20 protein-coding genes are annotated in these 24,750 nt (G+C 33.4%); 6 read left to right on the top strand and 14 right to left on the bottom strand.

Translation table 11 applies throughout. From position 1 onward, the window contains the following. The first annotated feature begins 269 nt into the window (after positions 1-269). Entirely contained in the window at positions 270-1,907 is a 1,638-nt protein-coding gene (pafA, locus tag Q7C23_RS09775; protein WP_375032352.1) for an alkaline phosphatase PafA, read from the top strand. A gap of 133 nt (positions 1,908-2,040) precedes the next feature. Here pafA and ald read toward each other — a convergent pair whose 3' ends face one another. Beyond that, on the bottom strand, positions 2,041-3,159 hold the full coding sequence (gene ald, locus Q7C23_RS09780; RefSeq protein WP_375032353.1) for an alanine dehydrogenase: 1,119 nt from the start codon (positions 3,157-3,159) through the stop codon (positions 2,041-2,043). Between the two features lie 202 nt (positions 3,160-3,361). On the opposite strand from ald, the gene Q7C23_RS09785 reads away from it, so the two are divergent. Continuing rightward, complete coding sequence (locus Q7C23_RS09785; RefSeq protein WP_041516998.1) at positions 3,362-3,820, top strand: Lrp/AsnC family transcriptional regulator; 459 nt, start codon at positions 3,362-3,364, stop codon at positions 3,818-3,820. 60 nt (positions 3,821-3,880) lie between these two features. On the opposite strand, the gene Q7C23_RS09790 is transcribed toward Q7C23_RS09785, so the two are convergent. Together Q7C23_RS09790 and Q7C23_RS09795 are read right to left on the bottom strand one after the other, a co-directional pair. Continuing rightward, positions 3,881-5,329: a glyceraldehyde-3-phosphate dehydrogenase gene (locus tag Q7C23_RS09790; protein ID WP_375032354.1), complete on the bottom strand. Its 1,449-nt coding sequence runs from the start codon at positions 5,327-5,329 to the stop codon at positions 3,881-3,883. A gap of 204 nt (positions 5,330-5,533) precedes the next feature. Continuing rightward, positions 5,534-6,934: a S1C family serine protease gene (locus tag Q7C23_RS09795; RefSeq protein WP_375032355.1), complete on the bottom strand. Its 1,401-nt coding sequence runs from the start codon at positions 6,932-6,934 to the stop codon at positions 5,534-5,536. Positions 6,935-7,072: 138 nt separating this feature from the next. On the opposite strand from Q7C23_RS09795, the gene dapF reads away from it, so the two are divergent. From dapF to Q7C23_RS09815, 4 genes are all read left to right on the top strand, one after another. Continuing rightward, on the top strand, positions 7,073-7,855 hold the full coding sequence (dapF, locus tag Q7C23_RS09800) for a diaminopimelate epimerase (RefSeq protein WP_375032356.1): 783 nt from the start codon (positions 7,073-7,075) through the stop codon (positions 7,853-7,855). Positions 7,856-7,890: 35 nt separating this feature from the next. After that, a complete protein-coding gene (locus tag Q7C23_RS09805; RefSeq protein ID WP_375032357.1) occupies positions 7,891-8,424 on the top strand; it encodes a GNAT family N-acetyltransferase in 534 nt (177 codons plus the stop codon). 10 nt (positions 8,425-8,434) lie between these two features. Beyond that, positions 8,435-9,475 carry an endolytic transglycosylase MltG gene (gene mltG / locus Q7C23_RS09810; protein ID WP_375032358.1) on the top strand — a complete coding sequence of 347 codons (1,041 nt, stop codon included), beginning with the start codon at positions 8,435-8,437 and terminating at the stop codon, positions 9,473-9,475. 484 nt (positions 9,476-9,959) lie between these two features. Next, complete coding sequence (locus tag Q7C23_RS09815) at positions 9,960-10,610, top strand: peptidoglycan-binding protein LysM (protein WP_375032359.1); 651 nt, start codon at positions 9,960-9,962, stop codon at positions 10,608-10,610. Between the two features lie 116 nt (positions 10,611-10,726). Here the strand turns inward: Q7C23_RS09815 and Q7C23_RS09820 are convergent, their stop codons facing one another. The 11 genes from Q7C23_RS09820 to dnaA form a co-directional block, all read right to left on the bottom strand. Beyond that, a complete protein-coding gene (locus Q7C23_RS09820; RefSeq protein ID WP_375032360.1) occupies positions 10,727-13,564 on the bottom strand; it encodes a glycoside hydrolase family 3 C-terminal domain-containing protein in 2,838 nt (945 codons plus the stop codon). Positions 13,565-13,897: 333 nt separating this feature from the next. Further along, positions 13,898-16,033: a methylmalonyl-CoA mutase gene (gene scpA / locus Q7C23_RS09825; RefSeq protein WP_375032361.1), complete on the bottom strand. Its 2,136-nt coding sequence runs from the start codon at positions 16,031-16,033 to the stop codon at positions 13,898-13,900. Positions 16,034-16,076: 43 nt separating this feature from the next. Then, entirely contained in the window at positions 16,077-17,441 is a 1,365-nt protein-coding gene (locus tag Q7C23_RS09830) for a methylmalonyl-CoA mutase subunit beta (protein ID WP_375032362.1), read from the bottom strand. A gap of 16 nt (positions 17,442-17,457) precedes the next feature. Continuing rightward, positions 17,458-17,790, bottom strand: coding sequence for a septum formation initiator family protein (locus tag Q7C23_RS09835; protein ID WP_375032363.1), 333 nt, complete (start codon positions 17,788-17,790; stop codon positions 17,458-17,460). A gap of 151 nt (positions 17,791-17,941) precedes the next feature. Beyond that, positions 17,942-18,550: a uridine kinase gene (gene udk / locus Q7C23_RS09840; protein WP_072973231.1), complete on the bottom strand. Its 609-nt coding sequence runs from the start codon at positions 18,548-18,550 to the stop codon at positions 17,942-17,944. Positions 18,551-18,805: 255 nt separating this feature from the next. Beyond that, complete coding sequence (locus Q7C23_RS09845) at positions 18,806-19,687, bottom strand: SDR family oxidoreductase (RefSeq protein WP_375032364.1); 882 nt, start codon at positions 19,685-19,687, stop codon at positions 18,806-18,808. A 74-nt stretch (positions 19,688-19,761) separates the two neighbouring features. Further along, positions 19,762-20,889, bottom strand: a complete 1,128-nt coding sequence (locus Q7C23_RS09850; protein ID WP_375032365.1) for a methionine aminotransferase — start codon at positions 20,887-20,889, stop codon at positions 19,762-19,764. A 133-nt stretch (positions 20,890-21,022) separates the two neighbouring features. Next, positions 21,023-21,550 (bottom strand): hypothetical protein, encoded by a 528-nt coding sequence (locus Q7C23_RS09855; RefSeq protein WP_375032366.1) that lies wholly within the window; start codon positions 21,548-21,550, stop codon positions 21,023-21,025. 353 nt (positions 21,551-21,903) lie between these two features. Beyond that, positions 21,904-22,617 carry an SAM-dependent methyltransferase gene (locus tag Q7C23_RS09860; RefSeq protein ID WP_230716612.1) on the bottom strand — a complete coding sequence of 238 codons (714 nt, stop codon included), beginning with the start codon at positions 22,615-22,617 and terminating at the stop codon, positions 21,904-21,906. A 73-nt stretch (positions 22,618-22,690) separates the two neighbouring features. Next, a complete protein-coding gene (locus Q7C23_RS09865; protein WP_375032367.1) occupies positions 22,691-23,158 on the bottom strand; it encodes a low molecular weight protein-tyrosine-phosphatase in 468 nt (155 codons plus the stop codon). Positions 23,159-23,167: 9 nt separating this feature from the next. After that, positions 23,168-24,595: a chromosomal replication initiator protein DnaA gene (dnaA, locus tag Q7C23_RS09870; protein WP_041517015.1), complete on the bottom strand. Its 1,428-nt coding sequence runs from the start codon at positions 24,593-24,595 to the stop codon at positions 23,168-23,170. Positions 24,596-24,750 lie beyond the last annotated feature (155 nt).

Raw genomic sequence — 24,750 nt, forward strand, 5'->3', positions numbered from 1 at the left:
AAAAGCTCTTCGAGTTTATCGTAGGCTGCGTTAGGGAGGGGAGCGGTATCTCTGGATTTAGAAAAACAAGGCTCTTTTGCCGTAGTTTTTGTTAATTGGTGATATAGCGCACAGCCTGACCCGGAAGGAACGCCCTAATCATATGTATTCTTTCAACAATATGCCATCTTGTTTGTGTTAAATAAAAATCAATTTTGGGTTTTAATTTAGCCTCGGTTAGCCATTTTAAATGTGAATCAGTATTTTTGTCTAAATATTATAATTTAATTATGAAAAAAAGTATTGTATTGTTGACATTGTTTGTTATCTCAAATTTAAGTGCTCAACAACGCCCTAAGTTGGTTGTAGGTATTGTAGTCGATCAAATGAAAATGGAATATTTATATCGGTTTTCTGATGATTTTTCGCCAAATGGTTTTAAGAAATTAATGAATAATGGATATACTTTTCAAAATATGCATTATAATTATATGCCAACTTATACTGCTCCGGGGCATGCTTCAATTTATACAGGGACGACGCCAGCAACGCATGGAATTGTTGGTAACGAATGGTTTAGCAGAACTACTGGAAAAGAAATATATTGTACAGATGATGCTGGGGTAAAGACGGTCGGTGACGGAACAGCCGAAGAAGGGGCAATGTCTCCTAAAAATCTTCAAAGTACTACTATTACGGATGAAGTAAGAATGGCTACTAATTTTCAAGGTAAAGTTATTGGAATGAGTCTTAAAGATCGTGGTGCAATTTTACCAGCAGGACATTTTGCAAACTGGGCTTTTTGGTATAGTAAAACGGGTTCGTTTATTTCGAGTACTTTTTATGGCGAAAAATTGCCTGAATGGGTAACTCAGTTTAATAATGAGAAACATTATATGTCCTATATTAATAAAGGTTGGGATTTGTATAAATCAGCTTCAACATACAATGAGAGTCTACCGGATAACAATCCTTATGAAGGTAAATTATACGGTAGTGCAGCACCCGTTTTTCCATATGATTTGAAAACAATGTATGAAAAAAATGATGCAGGTGTAATAAGAGCTACTCCTTTTGGTAATGATTTATTAGCTGAGTTTGCTAAAAAAGCTATCGAAAAAGAAGAATTAGGAAGGGATAATATCACTGATTTTTTAACAGTTAGTTTTTCATCAACAGATTATGTTGGACATTTATTAGGACCGCGCTCGATGGAACTTCAGGATACTTATTTAAGATTGGATCAAACGATTGCTGATTTCTTAGCGTATTTAGATAAAAGGGTCGGAAAAGGCAATTATTTGCTTTTCTTAACAGCAGATCATGCAGGTGCTGAAAATGTTATTTATTTAAAAGATCGTAAATACAATGTCGATAATTATCCGTCAAAAGACTTTAGGAAAAATCTTCAGGATTTTTCTGTAAAAACTTTTGGTGTTGATCTGCTTTTAAATTATTCTAATTTCAATATCTTCTTTAATAAACAAATAATTAAAGATAAAGGTTTGGATTTAGTAAAAGTAAAACAAGCTTTTAAAGATTACATGATTTCACTACCACAGATTAAGAAAGTCTATACAGAAGAAGAAATTTTAGCTAATTCCGGAAATGATTATTATTTGAATTTTGTTGCTAAAGGATATGATGTTACTCAGGATGGGGATATGGTTATAATCAATAAACCTGGGGATATGGAATATTCGGTTACTGGAACTTCGCATGGAACTCCATATAGCTATGATACTCATGTGCCTGCTATTTTTTACGGATGGCACATTAACAAAGGAGAATCATATGATAAAAAAGCGATTACCGAAATTGCCCCGACAATAGCTCAGAAAATTAAAGTTAGTTTTCCTAATGGAACTGAGGCAAAAGTGTTGCAAGAAGTTTTAGACGAGAAAATCGAGAAAATTGAGAAAAAATAGTTTTTCTATTTACCTATAAAGTAAAACCTGTCATTATTTTATGACAGGTTTTTTTTATGCTCAAAAAAAAGGTCTTTCTTAATTGAAAAACCTTTTGAATAGTGTTTTAGTAAGCACTTATTATAATGTTAGCCTATGCGTTTGCTAACACTAATTCTTCGTTAAAAGGAAGATTCCAAGCTTCAGCAACTCCTTTATAAAGGATTTTTCCGTTAGCGATGTTTAATCCTTTTTTCAATTCTTCGTTTTCGTTACAAGCTTTTTCCCATCCTTTGTTTGCTAATTGTACAGCATAAGGTAAAGTAGCATTTGTTAAAGCTAAAGTTGAAGTGTAAGGTACAGCACCTGGCATATTAGCTACACAGTAGTGAACGATATCATCAATAATGAAAGTTGGGTTTTCGTGTGTTGTAGGTGTACAAGTTTCGATACATCCTCCCTGATCTACTGCAACGTCAACAACAACAGTTCCCGGACGCATTAATTTAAGCATGTCACGAGTGATTAAGTGAGGTGCTTTTGCTCCTGGAATTAATACTGCACCAACAATTAAATCTGCGTCTTTAATTGCTCTTGTGATATTATAATGGTTTGACATTTCTGTATTTACGTTTGCTGGCATGATATCGTCAAGTTGACGTAAACGTGGCAAACTTAAATCCATAATAGTTACTTGTGCTCCTAAACCAGCAGCCATTTTTGCAGCTTGAGTTCCTACGATTCCTCCACCTAAAACTAATACTTTAGCTGGCGGTACACCTGGAACACCACCTAAAAGAATTCCTCTTCCTTTTAATGGTTTTTCAAGATATTTTGCTCCTTGTTGAATTGCCATACGACCTGCAACTTCAGACATTGGAACTAATAATGGTAAACTACGGTCTGCTTTTTCAACTGTTTCATAAGCTAAACAAATCGCCCCTTTTTCAAGCATTGCATGTGTTAATGGCTCAGATGAAGCAAAGTGAAAGTATGTGAAAAGCAATTGATCTTTTTTGATTAAAGGATATTCAGAAGCAATTGGTTCTTTTACTTTAATAATCATTTCTGCAATAGCATAAACTTCTTCAATAGTTCCTAAAACTACCGCTCCCGCAGTTGTATATTCATCATCGCTAAATCCACTTCCTATACCTGCAGTTGCTTGAACATAAACTGTATGTCCATGTTTTTTCATTTCAGAAACACCTGCTGGTGTTAATGCTACACGATTTTCGTTGTTTTTGATTTCTTTTGGAACACCTATTATCATCTTGTTATATTTTTTTGTTTTTTTCTTGAATTTGTTTTACAAAGCTACTGATAGAGAATATATTATTGATATTCGTCTTGTAAATAAGAAAATATTATTTTATTTTATACTTTTACAGAAAAATATTCTTTTTGAATAGGTTTGTAATTCTAAAAAGAGAAAAAAAGACTAAATTTTACTAATTAAAGAAAACGTTTTCGTTATGGCTTTAGATGAAATTGACAAAAAAATCTTACGACTTTTACAGGAAAATGCCCATTATACTTTAAAGGACATTGCAAATAAAATAAATCTGTCCCTTACACCGGTTCATGATAGGGTTAAACGTCTTGAGAAAGAGGGGGTTATAGAGAAGTATGTTTCGATTTTGAACAAGAAAAAACTCGGAAATAATCTTACGGTTTATTGTCAGGTTACCTTAACAAAACAGACTTACGATACTTCTGAAGGGTTTAATCAATCCATTCTTAATTTACCGGAAGTTGTGGAATGTAATTACGTTTCTGGTAATTTTGATTATATGCTTAAAATCATTATTCCTGATATGGAAAGCTATCATCATTTTCATCAAAAAAAATTATCGATCTTGCCTGAGGTTTCTCTAATCAACACTGTTTTTGTGATTTCAGAGGTAAAAAGCACGACAGTTCTTCCAATTTAAAACAACAAAAAACCATCAAGAAAACTTGATGGTCTTAAGAATGGTTGGTTTGGTTTTATATTAATAATAAGTAAAACGTCTCACTTTAGCAATATACTTTGCTAAACGGATTACTTGATGACTGTAGCCATATTCGTTATCGTACCAAATATAAAGAACGATGTTTTTTCCATCCTTAGAAACAATTGTTGCATTGCTATCATAAATTGATGGAGCAGAAGTTCCTACTATATCAGAAGAAACCAATTCATTATTTAAGGAATATTTAATTTGTTCCACAAGTTCACCTTCTAAAGCGTATTTTTTCATTATTTTATTGATTGCTGCTATAGAGGTAGCTTTTTTAACTTCTAAGTTTAATACCACCAACGATCCGTTTGGAACTGGAACTCTAATAGCATTTGAAGTTAATTTTCCTTCAAGGGATGGAATTGCTTTTGCAACTGCAGTTCCGGCACCAGTTTCGGTAATAACCATGTTTAGTGCAGCAGCTCTTCCACGGCGGTATTTTTTATGCATATTGTCAACCAGATTTTGATCGTTTGTATAAGCATGAATGGTTTCTAAATGACCTTTAGCAACTCCTAAAGTATCTTCAACTGCTTTTAAAATGGGTGTTATGGCATTTGTAGTGCATGATGCTGCAGAAAAAATATTTATTTCGTCAGGATTATATTCATTATGGTTAACGCCGTGAACAATATTCGGAACCCCTTTTCCAGGTGCTGTCAATAAAACTTTGCTAACTCCATTTGAAGTTAAATGCCTTTTTAGTGTTTCCTCTGTAGTAAAAGCACCAGTATTATCAATAACTAAAGCATCATTGATTCCGTATTGTGTATAGTCTATTTCTTCCGGCGTATTGGCATTTATAATATGAACGGTAGTTCCGTTTATGATTAAAGCGTTATTCTTTGGATCAGCAGTAACAGATCCCTGAAAATCTCCATGAATTGAATCGTAACGCAATAAAGAAGCTCGTTTCTCTAAAGTTGCAGCATCACTTTTATCACGGGTTACAATTGCTCTCAAACGCAATTGGTTTCCTTTACCGGTTTTTGACATTAATTCTCTGGCAAGCAAACGTCCAATTCTCCCGAAGCCATATAAAACAACATCTTTCGGTTGAATTTCTTTCGTTGATTTGGCTTTTTTCAACTTTTCCATCACAAAATATCTTGCATCAGGATATTTTTCTTCTTCTAAAAGATATTCGTAGGTAAGTTTTCCTAAATCTAATTTTGCAGGTGGAAAATCTAAAGACAAAATTACTTTTGCAATTTCAACTGAATCAAAAACACTAATAGGTTTGCCTACGAATTCGCCTGCATATTGATGCAAATTGATTATGTCACTGACATTTTTATCCAATAATTGATTTTTAAATAAAACCATTTCGATGGATTTGTCATACCATAAATCGCTTATGACTTTTATTAATTCAACACCAGCTCTTCTTCGGTCGACTTGTAATGATACCTCTTTTTGGTACAAAGATTTTTTACTCATAATTGATTAAATTGAAAAAAATAAAATGCTCACTATTTTAAAATTTGGCGCAAAAGTATCTATTTCAATCGATTTCGTAAACTATTTTGTGATTTATTTTTGAAAATAAAAAGCCACCTTAATTTCTTAAGATGGCTTTAAGGGTTTTCAGTCTTAGCTACAGTTTTTATTTTTTTAGCTGAAAACTGTGACTAATAAGAGTGACTAAATAATTATTCTGAAGATTTCTCCATTTCTATTTATCATTTCGATGCGGACACTTTGTCCTTCGTCTTTTTTGCTTAACAGTTTCGAAACGGTTTCAACATTTGTTGCTTTAACATTATCGATGCTTAAAATAATATTGCCTTGCAATTCATTTTGATATTGCATTAAATTATCATTGGTTATGTTTTTAATTTTTACACCATAATCAATTCTGAATTTCTTTTTGTCAGCGGCATCGATATTTTCTAATTCTATTCCTTTAAACTCAGTGCTAAAGAATTCATTTTTACTTAAAGTTACCGGAACAGTTTTCGTTTGTCCATCTTTCATATAAGTAACTTTGACAACATCGTTTGGTCGTTTAGTGTTAATGTAACCTGAAAGATCAGCATAAGTTGCAATGTTTTGATCATCTAGTTTTACGATAATATCTCCTTTTGAAAGCCCAGCTTTCTCTGCTCCTGAATTTTTAGAAACTTTACTGATATAGAATCCTTGCGTTTGAGATATACCTAATTCCTTTGATGCAGTACTATTTAATTCACCACCTTCAACACCTAGAATACCTCTTTGAACATTTCCGAATTCCATGATATCTTCAATGATTTTTCTAGCGATATTAGATGGGACTGCAAATGAATATCCAACATAAGAACCAGTCATTGACGAAATCATCGTATTAATTCCAATCAATTCTCCTCTCGTATTTACTAACGCTCCACCACTATTTCCCGGATTTACAGCGGCATCAGTCTGAATAAATGATTGAATTCCGCTGGTGTCTAAATTTCTGGCTTTCGCCGAAACAATTCCCGCAGTTACGGTAGAAGTTAAGTTATAGGGATTTCCAACTGCCAAAACCCATTCTCCAATTTTTACATTGTCAGAATTGGCAAAAGCAGTGTAAGGTAGTTTTTCATCGGCATTGATTTTTAATAGGGCGATGTCCATTTTTGAATCGGTACCAATTAATTTTGCCGCATATGATTTCTTGTTGTTTAAGGTAATTTCAATTTCAGAAGCATCTTTAATTACGTGATTGTTGGTCACAATATATCCATCTTCAGAAATAATAACCCCAGAACCAGTTCCTACTTGTTCCTGTTGCTGTTGACCACCATATCCATAGAAAAATTCAATCATCGGATTACTGACTGTTCTTCTTGAAACATTTTTTACGTGAACAACAGTATGGATTGTCTTGTCTGCCGCAGCAGTAAAATCAACTGTTTCAGCTGATAATGCAACATTTCTGCCAAATGAATTGGGGGCTAAAGTAACAACAGAATTTTCTCTTCCAAAAAAAGAATTGTTGCCATCAAATAATAATTTGTAAGCACCAAGTGTAGTAGTACCACTTAGTAGGGACACTAAAAATAAGCTTGAAAATCTTTTCATAATTAGGATTTATGTTTAAGTTACTAACGTAAAATTAAAGGAAAAAATTATTTCAAAAAATGGTTTAACGCTCTTTAACAATGATTAACATTTCATTAATTAATAGTTCGTACTTTTGTACTTATTAATAGACTAAAAATGCAAATAGAATTTTATAAATATCAAGGTACCGGGAATGATTTTGTAATGATTGACAATCGTACTAATTTTTTCCCAAAAGAAGATATTCAACTGATAGTACGTTTATGCGACAGACGATTTGGCATTGGCGCTGATGGACTTATTTTACTAGAAAATGATTCGGATACTGATTTCAGAATGGTTTATTACAATTCTGATGGGAACGAAAGTTCGATGTGTGGTAATGGAGGTCGCTGTCTAGTAGCTTTTGCAAATCAGTTGGGTGTTATCGATAATCAGGCAATTTTTATGGCAACTGATGGTTTGCATCACGCTTCTGTTGGAAATGATGCCATTGTTTCTTTACAGATGATCGATGTTGATGAGATACAAAAGAAAGATTCTTATACTTTTTTGAATACAGGTTCTCCGCATCATGTTCAGATTGTTAAAGATTTGAAAAACTATAATGTAAAAGATAATGGAGCATCGATTCGTTATGGAGAATTATATGGAGAAAAGGGAAGCAATGTCAATTTTGTAAAGAAAATTGATGATGATACTTTTTCACTTCGTACTTACGAAAGAGGTGTTGAAGATGAAACTTTAGCGTGTGGAACTGGAGCAACAGCTGTTGCAATTGCAATGAATGCGATTGGAGAAACGGATAAAACATCTATCAATTTAAATGTTGAAGGAGGAAAGCTAAATGTTTCTTTTGATAAAATGGGAGATCATTTTACCAATGTTTTCTTAACTGGTCCGGCAAAATTTGTTTTCAAAGGCAGTATTGAAATTTAATTTCTAAAATCTAAATTCAATAATCTAAAATTATAATGATAACACTCAAAGGAGAAAATATCTATCTGCGTGCATTAGAACCTAATGATTTAGAGTTTGTGTATGCGATGGAAAATGATCAAAAAATTTGGGAAGTTAGCAATACTTACACTCCATATAGTCGTTTTCTGGTTCGCCAATATCTTGAAAATGCACATCAGGATATTTATGAGGCAAAACAATTGCGATTGGCTATTTGTCAGGATGAAGATTTTCCTGCGATTGGATTAATTGATTTATTTGAATTTGATCCCAAGAATAATAAAGCGGGTGTTGGAATCGTTATCCAAAAGGACGAAAATAAAAGACAGAATATTGGTTCTGAAGCATTAGAACTTTTAATTAAATATGCGTTTTATAATTTAAATTTACATCAGCTCTATGCAAATATTAGTGTCGAAAATGTAGCAAGTATAGCTCTTTTTACTAAATTTGGTTTTGAGAAAATAGGAATTAAAAAAGATTGGATTTTGCTGAATAACCACTATCAAGACGAAGCAATGTACCAGTTAATTAACAAACAAATTTAAAATTTAGACTTTGAGCTTAAAAAAAATTATCACGATAACTGCTGTAGCCGTAATTTCAGTTTTAATGATTTACGGATTTATTTTGATCAGCAGAATTTTTAGCGCCAACACAAAATTTGAGGAAAAAGAACTTTATGTTTATGTTCCAACTGGTGCAAATTATACCGATGTTAAAAAGATATTAGAACCTCATATTAAGAATTTCGAAAACTTCGAAATGGTAGCGAATAAAAGAAGCTATCCTGAAAACGTAAAATCAGGTCGTTTTTTACTTAAAAAAGACATGAATAATATCGATTTGGTTCGTGCAATGCGTTCTAATGTTCCAGTTAAGTTAGCTTTTAACAATCAGGAGCGTTTAGAGAATTTTGCGGGAAGAGTTGGTTCTGAAATCGAAGCTGATAGTTTATCTCTAATGAAAGCGATTAAAGATTCGACTTTCATGGCAGCGAATGGTTTTAATGAAGATAATGTTTTCGCCATGTTTATTCCCAATACTTATGAAGTGTATTGGAATACCTCTGCAGAAAAATTCCGTGATAAAATGATCAAAGAATATCACAATTTCTGGACAGATAAAAGAATTGCAGAAGCAAAAGAACAAGGTTTAACACCAGTTCAGGTTACTATTTTAGCTTCAATTGTTCATAAAGAATCAGTTAAAAAAGACGAAAGGCCTAGAATTGCAGGAGTGTATTTAAACCGTTTACGTTTAGCAATGCCGTTGCAAGCAGATCCAACAGTAATTTATGCATTAAAATTAAGAGATAATAATTTCGATCAGGTTATTAAAAGAGTATTCTATAATGATTTGGTAATGAAATCTCCTTATAATACTTATGTAAATATTGGGTTGCCTCCAGGACCAATTGCAATGCCTGATATTACGGCTCTTGAAGCTGTTTTGAATCCTGAGAAAAATGATTATATCTATTTTTGTGCTAGTGTTGAGCGTTTTGGATATCATGAATTTGCTTCAACTTTAGCAGAACACAATGTAAATGCAAAAAAATATTCTGACTGGATTGCTAGCCAAGGTGTAACAAGATAGTTTTTAAATACTTTATAAAATTTAACCGAAGCGTAAAAGCTTCGGTTTTTTTGTTTTTGGTGGTTTCATTATTGTAAGAAAGGTGATCATTTGTAAATTTCCATTTGAATTAATTTTTGAAGTTTTAAAAAGTAAAAGAATGGAATATAAGGCCTTTTTAAATTTAAAAAGGTAAAATTCAGGTTAAATGTCATTTATTTATCTGTAAACAAATCGTAAATATTGTAAGTTAAGTATTATTATTTTAACAAAATTGCTAAAAATTTGATAAAAATGATGTTTTTGAAATTTATTTTTTAGCGCTTTTAAAGCAGATTTGAAATCTTCGATTTATGCTCTAAAAGGGTATCATTAAAGGGATCAAGCGCAATTTTATAATTCTTAAAATCGGTTAAGTTACTGGTTGTCAGCATTGTTTTGTTTTTATTATCTTTGCACCGTAGAAATTTCAAGAGGGTGACAGCGTTTTGAAGAAAAACAATTTATGATAAAGAAATGGTATTTTTATGCGAGTTTAGTCGTTATTATTACATTTTTAACTTTGGGTTTTAAACCCTTTAATCTAGAAACCAAACCTTGGTTTTTAATAGAAAAAACAGATGGATCAGAATACTTATTTCCATCGTTAGATAAGGATGATTATCCTGAATCAAACAAATTAAACGTCCCATACACGGGAAATCATCTAATCGGTTTTAAAGAAGCAGTTGCTTTTAAAGAGTCTCAGGGAAAATACCGTTTGGTAAATTCACTTGGTTACATGGGCAAATATCAATTTGGTCCTCAGGCATTGAGATCGATTGGTGTTCGCAGTGGAAAGGCATTCTTAAAAGATCCAGCTTTGCAAGAAAAGGCATTTATTGCGCTATTATCTAAAAATAAATGGATTTTGCGAAATGAAATCCAAAGGTACGAAGGCAAAATCATAAACGGTATTGCCATCACCGAATCCGGAATTTTAGCGGCTGCACATCTTGGTGGCGCCGGATCAGTGAAAAACTTCTTTAAAAATAAAGGGAATAGGTATTTTAGAGATGCTTATGGAACTTCATTAAGAAGTTATATGAAAGCCTTTGGCGGTTATGATCTCTCTTATATTGAGGCAGATAGTAACGCGACGATACACTCGATGTAATTTCCCTAGTTAAGAACATTACAAAAACCTGCAAGAGATTGCAGGTTTTTTTGTTATAAATAATATTTTCAGTCTTTCGTAAAACCAGGTCTCTGGAATTTTTGATAGAGAATAGTTTAGTTTTTCAATTCCTTTAGAGAAATTTCTGAAATTCTTGTTACATCATCTTTATTGTTCCCAAAAAAAATAATGCGTAATATACTTGCAGTACAGGTATTTATTGGGTATTTTTCTATTTCCAGAGATTTGCCCGAACTTTCGCCCTTGAACATAGAAATAAATTGTCCTCCACCGCAGGAAAGTTGAACTTCAAACTTGTATTTTAACTCGTTTCCTTTTTCCCATGCGATTTCAATTTCTTTTGGAGTGACATTACTTTCCAGTTGAAAATCTATTGAAACATTTTTTTCTTTGGCCGTCCAGAAAGTTTTTAAGTTTTTATCGAACATTTTTGATTTATTAGATTCATTTGTAGACGGCTGAACATAATTTTGTATTCTGTTGTCAGTAGAAATCTTAGCCAGTATTTCTTCTGTTTTATCTCTTTCTGCAATCGCAAATTTTCCTTCCAATTTTAGATCTGTAGAAGATGCACCAATATAGACTTTAAATTCACCAGGTTCTACAACCCATTTGTTATCTTGGTTTAACAATTGAATATCTTCTGGTTTTAATGCATAAACAATCGTTTTTGTCTCATTTGGCTTTAAGTTCACTCGGTCAAACCCTCGCATATTTAGATCATAGGTAGTTACACTACTTACTAAATCGCGATAGTACATTTGTACAACTTCATCTCCTTCTCGTTTTCCTGTATTAGTTACATCAAAACTTACAGTGATATTGCCTTCTTTGGTTTGAACTAATGGAGAAATTTTAAGGTTGCTGTATTTGAAAGTTGTATAACTTAACCCATAACCAAAAGGATATAAAGGATTGTTTACGCCCGCCGGTCCGGCTGGAATTTGAGAAGCAGGTTTATAGGGGAAATTTAATGGAATTTGTCCCACTGTTTTAGGAACTGTAACGGTAAGTTTACCACCAGGATTATAGTCGCCAAATAGGACATCGGCTACAGCTTGACCACCTTCAGAACCTGGATACCATGCAGCTAGTATTGCAGGGATATATTTATCTGCCCAGTTGATACTTTGCGGACGACCGCTAATGATGATCAGGACAACAGGTTTTCCGGTAGCATAAATGGCTTGTAATAATTTTAATTGTCTGCCCGGAAGGTCTAAACTTGTTCTGGATTTATTTTCCCCACAAGTTTTTCCATTACCACCTAGCACTACAATAGCTACATCAGCTTCGTTGGCTTGTTTCACTGCTATGTCAATTTCAGCTTGTTCTTCTTGAGTTAGTGGGAATTCGATTATTTCTGATTCCGGCCAATTTTTGTCGATAATATCGCATCCTTTTGTATAAGATACTTCGACTGATTTTCCGAGTTTGTTTTTAATTCCTTGTAGCACCGTTGTTACATCCACCGCAACAGGACCATAATGCGTTAAGGCATAGGCAGCATCATCGGCATTTGGACCAGATATAGCTATTTTTTTTATTTTGGATCGGTCTAAAGGGAGTGCATTCTTTTCATTTTTTAAAAGGACAATACTCTCTCTCGAAGCTTGCAAAGCTATCTTTCTATTTTCGTTATTATAAACAATTTCGTCGGCTTTTTTAGGTTCTTTTATATAGGGGTTATCGAAAATACCTATTATAAATTTCACTCGCAGTACATCACGAACCCTTTCATTAATTAGTGTTTCGGTAATCTTGCCTTCTTTTATAAGTTCACGTAAAGGCAATATATAACTATCTGGTGAGCGAAATGTACAGCGCACATTTAAACCTGCATTGACAGCCTGAAGAATTGCATCTTTAGGACTTTCGGCGGTACGGTGTTTTTCATACATATATTCTACAGCATCACTATCTGAAACGACGTATCCTTTAAAGCCCATTTCTGTTCGTAATTTATCTGTTAGCCAGTATTTAGAACCTTGTATGGGAACACCATCATAATCATTATAAGAACTCATGATGCCCAAAAGTCCTGCTTCTCGAATGACCCGTTTCCAAGGATATAAATGGATATTTTCTACTTCACGAGGAGATATTTGAGGATCTACACGAGAAAATCCTTCACGAGCTCCTTTGTTATTACTATAGGCGGCAAAGTGTTTAGCAGTGGCTGCAACCTGAAAATTGTTTTGTAACCCTTTGGTCATCTGGATACCCAGTTCAGCTACCAAAAAAGGGGATTCTCCGTAAATTTCTTCGTAACGTCCCCATCGTTGATCACGTCCCACATCTAAAATTGGAGCATATACATTGGTGTAACCTAAGATACGGGCTTCTCGTCCTGTAATATTTCCTATTTTAAATACCAGGTCTTTATTCCATGTATGTCCAATTCCTAATTGTGTTGGAAAATTAGTTGCCTTGTAGCTTTCTATACCACGAATCCCTTCATTAGTAAAGTCAACTGGAATTCCTAAACGGGTATTTTCGATAAACCAACGCTGTACTTCATTAATCGCCCAAGCATGGTTTGATGCTGGCCAAACATTTGGATTGTCTTGTGGCTCAACTCCCCAGCCTCTAAAACCATTTAAATGTTCATCAATATTAGCAACACCATCTTTCCAGATTTTCGTTTTCCATTGGTCAGTTGGAAGCGGGTCGGTCAAAACTCGTTGGTAACCATAAAGAGTTACCATTTGCATGGTTTTCTCGTCCATAGTCATTTGTGACAATAGGTCCTCGACACGATCTTCTAGCTTTGCATGAGGATTTTCATAGATATCTTTTTTTCCGTTTTTATTAAAATCTATCCAATCCTTTTTATAGATTTTGTTGTCTGGTTTGTACGTTTTTTTTTGTGCCAAAGCTCCTATGGATAATAGAAACAGGAGGGACAGTAGTAAATTTCGGTTTAGTAACATGGTCTTTATATTTAATGAAAAATGATGGTGAGTATTAGTATAGTAGAAAAAAATGTGTTCGTGCACACAAATATATAAAATTTTCGTGTGCGCACACGTATTTTTTTATTTTACGTGTTTGCGGGAGAATTATTAGATTCTATTTTGGAAAAAAAGGGAAAATAAATACGGAGAAAGGTAATTATGTCCTATAGCCGGGGAAGGAGACTATATTTAGGCAATGTAAAAAAACACATAATGAAAGGACTTCAAATCTTACCCAAAAAACCGAATGGATTCAGTATGAAATGATTTTAAATAATAAGTCCTCCTAATTTTTTAGGAGGATTTATTTTAATCAATTAATATTTCTAAGATTTTAATTGCTGCTTCACTAATCTTTGTCCCTGGTCCAAAGACGGCAACTGCACCGGCATCAAATAAGTATTGATAGTCTTGAGCTGGTATAACACCGCCTACAATAACCATTATATCTTCGCGGCCGTGTTTTTTAAGTTCTTCGATAACCTGCGGAACCAAAGTTTTGTGTCCTGCGGCTAAAGAAGAAACTCCCAAAATATGGACATCATTTTCGACGGCTTGCTTAGCAGCTTCAGCCGGAGTTTGGAAAAGTGGACCAATATCAACATCAAAACCTACATCGGCGTAGCCAGTTGCAACTACTTTTGCACCTCTGTCATGCCCGTCTTGTCCCATTTTGGCAATCATAATTCTGGGACGTCTTCCTTCTTGTTTTGCAAAGGCATCCGCTAGTTGTTTAGCCTTTTTAAAATTTTCGTCATTTTTTATTGCTGCACTATACACACCGCTAAAGGATTTAATTTGCGCTTTGTACCTGCCAAAAACACTTTCCAGAGCATCGCTGATTTCACCTAATGTCGCTCTTTCGCGAGCTGCTTCGGTTGCGATTTCCAATAAGTTTCCTTCACCGGTTTTGGCACAATGAATTAATTTTTCCAGTGATTGATTTACTTTTTCAGTATCTCTTTTTGCTTTTATTTCTTCAAGACGTTCAATTTGTTGCTTACGAACCATTTGGTTGTCAACATCTAGAATATGTAACGGATCTTCTTTTTCTAATCTAAATTGATTGACACCCACAATAATATCTTGTCCGCTGTCAATTCTGGCTTGTTTTCTTGCTGCTGCTTCTTCAATTCTAAGTTTTGGAATTCCTGCTTCTATGGCTTTTGTCATTCCGCCTAATTCTTCAACTTCTTCAATAAGTTTCCAGGTACTTTCTAAGATTTCATTGGTCAAACTTTCGATATAATAACTTCCGGCCCAAGGGTCAACAGTTTTAGTTATCTTAGTTTCCTCCTGCAGAAAAATTTGTGTATTACGGGCAATTCTTGCTGAAAAGTCTGTTGGTAAAGCAATGGCTTCATCAAGTGCATTGGTATGTAAAGATTGTGTTCCTCCAAAAGCAGCAGCAGTCGCTTCAATACAAGTTCGGGCTACATTATTAAAAGGATCTTGTTCTGTTAAACTCCATCCACTTGTCTGGCAATGGGTTCTTAATGCTAATGATTTATCGCTTTTTGGATTAAATTGCTGAATTAATTTTGCCCAAATCATTCGGCCCGCTCTCATCTTGGCAATTTCCATAAAATGATTCATACCGATAGCCCAAAAGAAAGAAAGGCGAGGAGCAAACTCATCAATTGTCATTCCGGTTGATAATCCGGTTCGAATATATTCTAAACCATCTGCTAAGGTATAAGCCAATTCAATATCGGCAGTTGCACCTGCTTCCTGCATATGATATCCCGATATTGAAATAGAATTGAATTTCGGCATTTTTTTGCTCGTAAATTCAAAAATATCCGCTATAATTTTCATTGATGGTGTTGGTGGGTAAATATAGGTATTACGCACCATGAACTCTTTCAAAATGTCATTCTGAATAGTTCCTGATAATTTGCCGATAGCAACACCTTGTTCTTCTGCTGCAACAATGTAAAAAGCCATAATAGGTAAAACGGCTCCGTTCATTGTCATTGAAACCGACATTTCATCCAAAGGAATCTGATCAAACAATACTTTCATATCTTCAACAGAATCAATCGCAACACCTGCTTTTCCAACATCGCCAATTACTCGTTCATGATCTGAATCGTAGCCGCGATGGGTTGGTAAATCAAAAGCAATTGAAAGTCCTTTTTGTCCGGCAGCTAAATTTCTTCTGTAAAAAGCATTACTTTCTTCAGCAGTTGAAAATCCTGCATATTGACGAATCGTCCACGGGCGTCTTACATACATAGTTGCATAGGGCCCGCGTAAATTTGGCGCAAAGCCAGCCCCAAAATCAAGAAATTCTAAATTTTCAAGATCTTTTTGAGAGTATGTTTTTTTAAGTTCAATACCTTCAGCAGTAAAAAAGTTATCGGTTAAAATGTCTGACTTTTGACTTTCAATTTTTAACTTTTGGCTATCCAGATTAATATGTTTAAGGTCTTTTCTTATCATGGAGACACTTCGTTTGTTGGGTTATTAATTACTTTGAAAAAGATTATTCAAGTTCTAAGCGTTCTTGTTCCAGTTTCTCAGCTAATCTTTTTTCTATTATGGGTGTAATTAATGTTTTTCTTGGTTTTATTTTTACAAAAGGAAACAATTCTAAATCGTGTTTCATTTTGTCTTCTTTGTTTGGATATTTATTTGTTCCTAGTAAAACTTCTTTTTTAGAATCGAATAACTCTTGTTCTTTAGCAGCACTTTCCTGAATTTTCTTTTTGATTGTTCCGTCGTTCAAAAGTTTCAGAAAACCTCCATTTGCTTCAATATCTTTAAATAGTGTCAAACTTTTTTCTGCTAATTGCGTTGTTAAACTTTCAATATAATAACTTCCATCGGCGGGGTTATCTACTTTGTCAAAGTAACTTTCATGTTTTAAAACAAGCAATTGATTTCGTGCAATTCGGTCTCCAAATTCGTTGTCTTTATGATATAATGAATCATAAGGGAGATTTGCAACAGAATCAGCACCACCTAAAATAGCCGACATGCATTCGGTTGTAGTACGAAGCATATTGACATTGTAATCGTAAATCGTCTTATTTCGTTTGGTTGGCGTAACCAATAAATGACATTCGATATCAGGATTATATTCTTGGGCAATTAATTTAAAAAGCATTCGTAAAGCGCGAAGTTTTGCAATTTCAAAGAAATAATTAGTTCCCACAGAAACCTGAAATGCAAAAGGTTTTGTAATGTTTGGCAAACGATTTAAATATTCGTTTGCGTGTGCTAAACTGTAAGCAATTTGTTGTGTAATGTTGGCTCCGGCATTTTGATATAAACCCAGATCAATACTTAGTAAAGAAAGGTTTGTAGTTGCTTTTGCAATATTTTCAATCGTCTCAAAATTATTCTTGTCTGTAGTTGGAAACCAATTTCCTTCTCGTGCAAAATGTCCAATCGGATCAATATTGCAGTAAAAAATAGCTTTTTTTTGTAAAGAAATAGTGTCTAATTTTTTTACGAAATCGATTGAAATAAAATTCAAATTAAAGTAAACGATTCGGTTTTCTAAAGGAAGTGATTCCAATAAATTTTCAATGTCTATTTTTTCGTTTTCAATTGTAAAACGTAAACTTTCAGCACCTCTTTCAATTGTGTTAATGGCTCTTTGAATCGATTTCTCGATGTCGTAAACAAAAATATTTTGACAGATTTTAAAATTGGAAGCCTCCGTTTTTACGGCTGCCGCTTTTGAAAATTCATCTCTGTGATAAAAAGGCTTAACCTGAATATCTTCCGGAGAATTCCAAATTACGGTTTGGTTGTATTCGGCTCCATCTAATTCAAACTGAATTTTTTGTTTCCATTGTTTGGATGAAATCGGATTAAAATCGTCGAACAGGGTAGTGGCCATTGGGTGTTTTTTCTAATTATTCTTTGTTTTGAATGGTATCTCCTTCAAATTGGATGATGTAAATATCTTCGCTGTCTTTTTTCATAAAGTACTTTTCACGAGCATATTTTTCTATTTGTTCAGGATTTTTAAGTTGCTTGATCTGTTCCTGGTCTTTCTTTATTTCTTCCTGATAATATTTTTTATTGTCTTGTAATTCATTGATTTGCCCGTCTAAAAAACGATGATCAAAATAGGAGTAATTGTCTAAAAATAACATCCAAATAACAAAAAACAGCAACACCCAAACATATTTATTACCCAGGAATTTAAACCATGATTTGTCTTTATATGGATTTTTTATTTTCATTTTCAGTAACTGATTGTGTATTAGAATTTTGAGCCGTCTTTCTAGCCCCGATGGAGCCGGTATCCTTTTTATGGCTTTTTCTGCCATAAAAAGATAAAGGCGAGAGCGGGAAACAGCTCTTAATTATTATGGACTAAATTTACAATAAAAATTATAAAATTCGCTGATTAATTACGGCACGAACCACATCAATTGCTACGGTATTGTATTTGTCATTTGGAATAATGATGTCCGCAAAAGCTTTTGATGGCTCGATAAATTGCTCGTGCATAGGTTTTAAAGTGTTTTGATAACGATTTAAAACCTCGTCGATATCACGACCGCGTTCTGAAATATCTCTTTTTAAACGACGAACTAATCTTTCGTCAGAATCTGCATGAACGAAAATTTTGATATCAAAAAGTTCCCTTAACTCCGGATTGGTTAAGATTAGAATACCTTCAACAATCATTACTTTTCTAGGATGTGTCGATACGGTATCGTCAGTTCTGTTATGCTGTATAAAAGAATAAACCGGCTGATCAATTGTTTCGCCTGCTTTTAACGCTTTAAGATGCTTTACCAATAGTTCAAAATCAATCGATCTTGGGTGATCAAAATTAATTAATGCTCTTTCGTCAAATGACAAATTGGTTGTTTCTTTATAGTACGAATCCTGAGAAATTACGCCAACTTCGGTGTCGGGTAATTCAGTCATGATCTGATGTACTACTGTCGTTTTTCCACTTCCTGTTCCTCCTGCAAGTCCAATAATGAGCATAAATTTGATATTATATATTTGTCTGGCAAAAATAATAATTTAAGTGAATTGTATAAGCATATTATTTATTTAAACCATATAAGTAATATAAGTAAAATTAAGCAAACAGATGTTTAAACAAAGTATTATTTAACTGAATTTATATTACTTATATGGTAAAAATGATAAAAAAAATCCCGACAGCAATACCATCGGGATTTAGTGCAATCAGTATAGTTTTAATAAAAATATTCTGAATTTAGTAAGCACGTAAAATTATTTATTCTTTTTTGCTTTAATCATCATTTCAAGCTGATCCCAAAGTTCTTCCGGAATTGCTTCCAGTAAATTGAACTGTCCGGCTCCTTTTAACCATTCACCACCGTCAATTGTAATAACATCTCCGTTTACGTAAGCTGAAAAATCAGAAACTAGATAAGCTGCTAAATTGGCCAATTCCTGATGATCACCTACACGTTTTAATGGTACTTTTTTTGCCATATCAAACTTTTCTGCAAGATCTCCTGGCAGTAATCTGTCCCACGCACCTTTTGTAGGGAATGGTCCCGGAGCAATGGCGTTAGAACGGATTCCGTATTTTGCCCATTCTACTGCTAAACTTCTTGTCATGGCTAAAACTCCCGCTTTTGCAGTAGCACTTGGAACCACGTAAGCAGATCCTGTCCATGCATAAGTTGTAACAATATTCAAAATCGTTGCCGATGTTTGTTTAGTATCAATCCAATGTTTACCAAAGGCAAGTGTACAGTTTTTAGAACCTTTTAATACAATGTCAATAACAGTGTCAAATGCATTTGCAGATAAACGTTCTGTTGGTGAAATGAAGTTTCCGGCAGCATTGTTCAAAAGAACATCTACTTTTCCGAATTCTTTCAAAACTGCCTGAAGCATATTTTCTACTTCTTCATAATGACGAACATCACATTGAAGAGGCAAACATTTTCCGCCAGTTTCAGTTTCAAGTTCTATAGCGGTTGCTTTTAGCTTATCTAAATCTCTGGAAGTAATTGCTACCTGAGCACCTAATTCTAAGAAATATTTAGTCATTGCTTTTCCTAAACCGCTTCCACCGCCTGTAACTACAATAACTTTGCCCTTTAAAGCATCGTCACGTAACATTTTATCTGTATAGCTCATACTTTTCTTTTTTTACAATATTAATTAAAATAATAGGATGCATGCATAATAATGTTATAAAATTTTGATAAAATTTATATATCGCACAATTTTTTTGCTGCTGATTCTAATGTAGGATTGTCTTTGGCGAAACAAAAACGTATTAATTTTTGATCTTTATGATCTGAATAAAAAGTTGAAATAGGGATGGCGGCCACACCATGATCTGTAATTAGTTTTTTACAAAATGTCACATCTTCGTCGTCAGAAATATTGGCATAAGAAGCCACTTGGAAATAAGTTCCTTCGCAAGGTTTTAACTCGAATCGGCTGTTTTTAAGGAGTTTTTGAAAGTAATCACGTTTTTCCTGATAGAATTTTCCAAGCAAATTCACATCTACAATATCCAAATATTGACTGATAGCAACCTGGGAAATACTGTTAACACTGAAAACCAAAAACTGATGTACTTTTTTGATTTCTTTCATCAAATATTCCGGTGCGACTGTATAGCCAATTTTCCAGCCTGTAATATGAAATGATTTTCCGAAGGAAGAAATCATGATGCAACGATTTAAAAGAAAATCTTTGGTATGGGCTGAAATATGTTTTTCTTCAAAAGTGATGTATTCATAAACTTCGTCAGATAAGACTATAATCTCCGGGAATTTTGAAAGTAATTTTTCAAGTTCTAAAAAATCATTTTCTGTCAAAATTTTTCCTGTCGGATTATGTGGGTTATTGATGATAAGCATCTTAGTTTTTGATGTACATTCTTTTTCAATTGTTTCCCAATTGGGTGTGTAATCGTCATTTAAAGCAACACGAACCGGTTTTGCATTACAGAGTAAAACAGGAGATTCATATGAATCATAACTCGGATCCAGAATAACAACTTCATCGTCAGTTTTTATCAAAGCTAAAATTGTTGTAAAAATTCCCTGAGTTGCTCCGGCAGTAACCAAAAGTTCTAGATCAGGATTAATACTTCTATTATATGAACTTTGAATTAATTTTGCAATCTGATTCATCAAAGGCGGATAACCTGCCATTGGTGTATATTGGTGCACATTTCCTTTAGATAATTTTGCCAGAATATCGGTTAATCTTTCATCAACAGGGAAATTTGGAAATCCTTGGGAAAGATTAATTGCATAATATTCGGCTGCCATTTTAGACATTACCGTAAAAATACTAGTCGTTATATTCGGAAGTTTACTCATAATTATATTTACAGAAATTGTATTAATAAAAGTAATTGTTTTTTAAAATAAAATGGGTTTTTATTTTTTTTAAAACATAAAAAGACATTAAAAGAAAACTGTCTTTTAATGTCTTTTGTTTTTGGATTTGTTCTTATTTTACAATTTCACCGTTTGGTTTGACAACAATTTTACGAACAGTATTGTCTTTTGCGATTTTCAGGTTATATTCCTTTTTTTTGATATCGCCTTCTTCTTGGGTGTAAAGAAATTTGTCTTTTACTATGGTCCAACCAGGATATTCTTTGTAGATGGCGTAAATTACTTTAGCAGGAAGCTTTACATTCTCATAATTTTCAACTACGCTAGTTAATTTTCCTTTGTGATTATAGGTTGCAGATAAAGAGCCTTTTGGGCATTCTAAGACTACTAAATAAGAATCAAAGCCTTCATAGTCTTTTCCTAAATTATAAGAAATAAACTCTTGCTGAAGTGCAATAACATGTGCATCTGGATTTCTGTCAGGCAAGTAAACAGAAAAGTCTTTTCCTGCGCTTTTAATTACAACTGCAGGCAGTTCGTCCATTTTAATTTCGCCCTCTTTTAATTCAGAGTTTTCACCCTGAGAAAAAGAGTTTGCCGTTAAACTAAAAAAAGATAAAAATAAAAGAAATGTTTTCATGATATTTTATTTTTTAAATTATTAATAGTTTAGGTTAATCTTAATGATTTAAAGTATATGAAGGCTTCTTTTTTTTCTTCCCCTTTTTGATGATGGATTTCTTGTTAAATCATTAAAGTTTAAGGCTTTGAACAATTTTTTTTAATCAGATAAAAATAATTCTTATACTAATATAGAAGAGTTAAAATTGTCTTTATTGATTGTTAATTAAACGTGGTTTTGGTGCTGTTTTTTTTGGAGGAAAATGTACTTGGTTATTTGTTTTTTAATAAGAAAAAAAATAGTTGACGATACACTAAAAAAAAAACTAGATTATAGAAATGCAGATTAATAAAAAAAGAGAATATTTACAATTACATTTTATGAATAATAAAAATGGTTGGTCGATTATGTAAATCAACTTTTAATTTTTTCCAATCTGAAATACGCATTGTTTTAATGAATTCTGTTGGTAATGTAATATCAGTTGCAATACAAAGATGTGTTGAAGGGTTTACAATTTGCAGAATATCTTCAACTAATTTATTGTTTCTATATGGTGTCTCGATAAAAATCTGAGATTGATTTTTGTCCTGAGATAATTTTTCAAAATGTTTTAATGCCGATTTTTTCTCGTCTTTATCAATTGGTAAATAGCCATTGAAAGTAAAACTTTGTCCATTCATTCCAGAAGCCATCATGGCTAATAAAATAGAAGAGGGTCCAACCAAAGGTACTACCTGAATTCCTTTTTCATGTGCTAATTTTACAATTACTGCACCTGGATCTGCAACTCCTGGACAGCCAGCTTCACTCATTAATCCAACATTTTTTCCTTCTAATAAAGGTTTTATGAAGTCTAAATGTTCGCTTGGTTCAGTTCGTTTATTAAGCGTGAAAAGAATTAGTTCGGATTGTTTTTTTTCAGGGGAAACTGCTTTTATTGATTTTCGGGCCGTTTTTTCGTTTTCAACTATATAATGATCTATAAAATCGATGCTTCTTTTTACGGTTTGTGGCAAAACATCCATCGGATCGCTTTCACCCATTGTTGTTGGAATTAAATATAGTTTTCCTAGAAGTTTCATGTGATTTATTTTATAGATTATAAAATGAAATAAATTCAATTATTAGTTGCCAAATAATTGAAATATTGATGAGTTAAGAATGTTTTTCGATAAGTTTTTTAGAAATGATCTCAGCAACTTCGTCTAACATTTCGTAAATGTTGTCAAAACCATTTACTGCTCCAAAATAAGGATCTGGAACATCTACATTTTCGCCCGGAAATAATTCGTTTAAAATAAGATAAACTTTTCCTTTATGTTCAGGTGTTTTGGCAAGATGAATGACATCGCGGTAATTCGAATTATCCATAACATAGATATAATCGAATTCATCAAAATCTGAAGTTTTAAATTGTCTTCCTTTTTGATTGTCAATACATAAACCGTTTTTTTGAGCAACTGCAATTGAGCGTTTGTCAGGTGCATGCCCTATATGCCAGGATCCTGTTCCAGCGGAATCAACTATGAAATTGTCTTTTGGTAATTTAGAAGCCAGAATTCCTTCTGCTAAAGGTGATCTGCAAATATTTCCCAAACAAACCATTAAAATTTTTACTGGCATGATTCGCGTTTATAGCGTTAGTTTTTTGTTGATGTCTTCGACAAATTTTTTGAATTGTTTGTCTGTAGAAACTAAATTGTCAACTGTTTTACAAGCATGTAATACGGTAGCGTGATCGCGATCTCCAATTTGTGAACCAATGTTTGCCAAAGAAGCTTTAGTGAATTTCTTCGCAAAAAACATGGCCAATTGTCTCGCTTGAACAACGTGCCTTTTTCTGGTCTTCGATTGAAGCGTTTCAATATCCAACTGAAAATAATCAGACACAATTTTTTGAATATAATCGATAGAGATCTCTCTCTTCACGTTTTTAACAAATTTCTCTACAACACTTTTAGCCAACTCAATCGTAACTTCTTTTTTGTTGAAAGAAGATTGAGCAATTAATGAAATAATCGCGCCTTCAAGTTCACGAACATTGCTTTTGATATTGCGGGCAACATATTCAATAATGTCTTCCGGCATTTCAACACCATCGCGGTACAAAATGTTTTTTAAGATTGAAATACGAGTTTCGTAATCTGGCTGATGTAACTCAGCAGATAATCCCCATTTAAAACGAGATAATAAACGTTGCTCAATATCCTGCATATCAACAGGAGCTTTGTCTGAAGTTAAAATTACCTGTTTTCCGTTTTGGTGCAGGTAATTGAAAATATGGAAAAATACGTCCTGAGTTCCTGATTTTCCAGATAAAAACTGAACGTCATCAATAATTAAAACGTCAATTAATTGGTAAAAGTGAATGAAATCGTTACGATTATTCTTTTTTACCGAGTCAATATATTGTTGTGTGAAAATCTCGGCAGAAATATATAAAACCGTTTTTTCAGGATACTTGTCTTTTACTTCAACACCTATAGCGTGTGCTAAGTGGGTTTTTCCTAAACCAACTCCGCCAAAAATCAATAACGGATTAAATGACGTTCCTCCAGGTTTATTGGCAACAGCCATACCTGCAGAACGCGCCAAACGGTTTGAATCCCCTTCCAGAAAATTATCAAAACTGTAGTTTGCGTTTAATTGCGACTCAATTTTTAAATTTCTAATTCCGGGAATTACGAAAGGATTTTTAAGTTCAGGATTAAGGTTTTTAAACGGAGCATCAACCTCTTGCGGTTTCATTGGCACTCTGTTGGCACTTGGCAACTGTTCGGTAAACGGTTGTTTATTGCCATAAGTGTTCTCCATTTTAATTTTATAGAGTAACTTTGCGTTTTTTCCTAGTTCTTTGGTAAGCGCAACTTTCAATAATTTAACGTAATGCTCTTCGAGCCATTCGTAGAAAAATTTACTTGGTACCTGAATATATAATGCGTTGTCGGTTAGCTCAACTGATTTGATTGGTTCGAACCAAGTTTTATATGCTTGATCTTGAATATTGTCCTTTATAAAAGACAAACAGTTTTCCCATACCGATTGAGCAGTTTTAGTCATAGATTCAGATAAATTTTTTTATTATTGATAAAGATTCTCCTAATAAAAAAGGAGCAAAATTTTTCCGTATTTCAGGATAACAAATATGTGAACAAATTTCTGTAAAAAAAAATATTTTGGAGTCTAATTTTATAAAAAAATGTTGTAAGTGAACT

The sequence above is a fragment of the Flavobacterium sp. LAR06 genome, assembly GCF_041946075.1.
Taxonomy (GTDB): domain Bacteria; phylum Bacteroidota; class Bacteroidia; order Flavobacteriales; family Flavobacteriaceae; genus Flavobacterium.